General features: G+C 67.4%; 2 protein-coding genes and 1 pseudogene. All 3 read left to right on the top strand.

What is annotated here, in order from left to right:
* A pseudogene (locus tag VN520_RS28520) lies at nt 1-780 on the top strand (hypothetical protein); the annotation flags it as partial.
* A gap of 456 nt (nt 781-1,236) precedes the next feature.
* The gene (locus VN520_RS28515) at nt 1,237-1,650 is read left to right on the top strand and encodes a hypothetical protein (RefSeq protein ID WP_325749834.1); all 414 of its coding nucleotides are present in this window, start codon (nt 1,237-1,239) and stop codon (nt 1,648-1,650) included.
* On the top strand, nt 1,647-2,936 hold the full coding sequence (locus VN520_RS28510) for a GNAT family N-acetyltransferase (protein ID WP_325749833.1): 1,290 nt from the start codon (nt 1,647-1,649) through the stop codon (nt 2,934-2,936). The genes VN520_RS28515 and VN520_RS28510 overlap by 4 nt, the downstream gene beginning before the upstream one ends.
* Nucleotides 2,937-2,986: the final 50 nt, after the last annotated feature.

Below are 2,986 nucleotides of genomic sequence, written 5' to 3'. Positions count from 1 at the left end.
GTCCGCGAGGAAATCAAGCGCGCCTGGGACGGCGAGCGCGCCCCCGGCGTCCGGATCAGCGGTAGCTGGCTCACAGTGATCGGGCATGACGCACAACTACGCCTCGGCGCTGACGGCCTCTGGTACCCCTACCGAAAGAAGCACGGCGCGTGGTGGCCAGCGGGGCCGCCACATTGCGACGTGGCGGCTGTTCTGAGCGACCTGCAGGCCGGTACTCAGCCTGTGCCCGGCCCGGCGTCCTCTTCTCGACGCCGGAATAGTGGCCGTCCGGGGGGCGCCGCTGACAGACCGGGCAGACCCCGCGCCATGGGGCCGACACGCCCCTCATCCGCCTCGGGCCTGCGGCCACAGATCACGGATGATCCGTCACGCGCGCCGCAGCGGCACATCCTCATCTGTCCGGTGTGCGGAGAGTTGGACGGATACCGATTCCCCCTGCTGGCCGAGCGGGCGTTCGAAGCCCATACAGACGAGGTGCACCCCTCCTCCACCGGTCCGCTCGAGCAGATCCGCGAGCTCGTCGAACTGGCTGAGGTATCCCCCAGCTCTTGGGTCTGCGACCTCGCCGGCCAGTCGTACCACGTCCACCAGTTGAAGGCCGATCACTATGAGGTGAAGCTGCCCAATCGTCGCGTCACTTTCGAGGCACACCTACCGTGCCTGGACGAAGCCCGCATCGTCATCGGCGGCCATGCTGGGCTAGTCTCCGGCGCCCTGGCAACTGCCGCCCGCCTGCAACTGCACCATGTGGCACCAGGCAACTCCATCGCCCTGAAGTGACAGCCGGATGTGCGCTGCCCCTGCATGCCGGTCTCTGGCGAGCACGAGGGCGAGGCATCATCCCGGTCTCGCTTCTCCTACTGAGATAGAACCCACAGCTACAGCCAGGAGCCGTTGCGAGTACGGGAGCTGATCCGCTTGGCGCCCGGACAGGTCCGGGGGCGTCGTGCGGCTGCTGGGGCCGCCCCGATCGCTAGGTTAGGTCCGCCGCGACCTCCGTAAGTTGCACGTACCCATCCCTCTGCCCGCCCAATGGGCGATGCCCGCTGAGTCCGCCCGCCTGACGACCTCTGCGCGTCACGGGGGCCCGCCGCACGAGCTCCGTCCATCAGAGGGGTCCCCTCCCGTGCCAGCCTGGGCACGGCTGGAACGCCCTGCTCCCCCGGGAGGTCGGTCCGTTGGGACACTGTTGCTTCCCAATCCTCGTCTCCAGCCCACACGATGAAGGACCTTTTCATGAGTGCCTCCTCCGCTTCCGGCCAGTCGTCCACCCGGATCGAGCTGTCTGGTACTCCCGACCAGATCAGCCGCATTGTCGCCTTGATCGGCAGCAGTATCGGGGAGATCATCTTCGACAGCCGATCCCAGCCCGATCCGCGTGGCATGGTCACGGCCCTGATCCAAGTCCGCTCCGCTGATCTGGAATCCTCGATTCCCACCCGCACTGCCGCGGTCACTGTGCAGGCGGTTCTCGACGTCGACACCGACGTCTGGCCTGGTCTACCTGCGGGACCAAGCGTGGAACAGCTCGAGATCACGACCACCACGGCGTTGCGGAACCTGCCGGGTGTGCAGGCAGCGCGCAGCCGGGTGATCTCCGTCCTGCCTCTTCCCGCGGTGACAGCCAAGGACGAGAGCGCGGGCCCGTGACGGGGTCGGCTCAGGCTCGACTATCAGAAGCAGGGCTGTCCCTGTGGAGGACCAGTTACAAGTACGACCTCGGCAACTCCTGGTCAGGGCAGCGTCTGATCGCCATGGTGGGAGGGGCCATGGCGGGGCACCTGGACTTCTTCGTCCACCCTGACGGCCAGGCCTTGTCCGTCCTCCTGCTCGAGGTGTCACCGGCCCACCGCGGTCAGGGCCTGGCCTCCGTCCTCATGGATGCTCTCTACGCCGCCTACCCCACCGCCTGGATCGACCACGGCACCCGCCGGGAACCCGACGGCATCGTGTGGTGGGACCGCTACAGCGAGCCGGCTCCCGAGCGCAACATCCACAATCGCCCGCCTCGGGAGTGGGCCAGGTACTTCGATGCCCGGCACGTCATGGCCGACAAGGCCGACAACGCGGCACGCAACCGCACCACCGGTGTACACGGGCACCGGGATGCCGAGTACCGCTACGGCGAACGCACCGAAACCGAAGCCCAGCAGTATGCGCAGCACTTCCGAGAGGCCACCGCCAACTACGCCGACCCCATCGTCCAGCCGTTGTACGGCAGCCTGCTGCTCTATCTGCCGCCCGGGCTGCACCGCTTCATTCATGACGGCACCCGTGCCATCGAGGCCCGGGCCGACGCCCTGCTGCAGCACATCGGGCACGGAAACCTTCCGCGCGCGGGGACGGTCGAGGACTTCACCGGCTTCTGGAACACCACCCTCGACGCTGCTCTGGCCGACGCCGCCCACGCCGAGGCCTTCCAGCTCGACAGGCCTCCCCAACCTGCCACCCATGTCGCCTTCCACGCCCTGCCCCTCGACGGCGACAAGGAGCCGACCTACATCGCAACTGGCAGCCACGTGCACTACACGGCAGAGGCCGACATCCCTGTGCAGCTGAGTGGTCTGTCCTGGCGCGCACCCACTCGCTCCTGGATCCGACACGACGCCAAGTTCCACACACCCGTGCCCGCGTCGCTTCCGCCTCTAGGACCTCTCGACGCCACCCCCGAGTACCAGGCACGCTACGACGAACTCGGAGAACTGCGCCACGATGCACCCATGCCAGTTCCCCAGGGTGATCCACTTGCAGCTCAGGGAGAGAGGATCCGTGCCTTGGCCGACAGGCTTATCCAGGACGTCGCCGAGCGCACCGCCCTACCATCACCTCCGACAAAAGCAACCCAGGCCCGCTCAACCCCCCAGTCGGCACAGCACCAGCAGTCCTTGGAGCACCTGCGGACCAGTGGCCGCAGGTCGGGCTCCCACGTGCGGTGACTCGTCTGCTGCCGCCAAGCTCTACTGGTGCCATCCGCCGCTCCACCACC

Source organism: Streptomyces sp., assembly GCF_035563135.1.
GTDB lineage: Bacteria > Actinomycetota > Actinomycetes > Streptomycetales > Streptomycetaceae > Streptomyces.
Note: the sequence above shows the minus strand (reverse complement) of the source record. Positions and strands in the feature narration are given on the sequence as shown.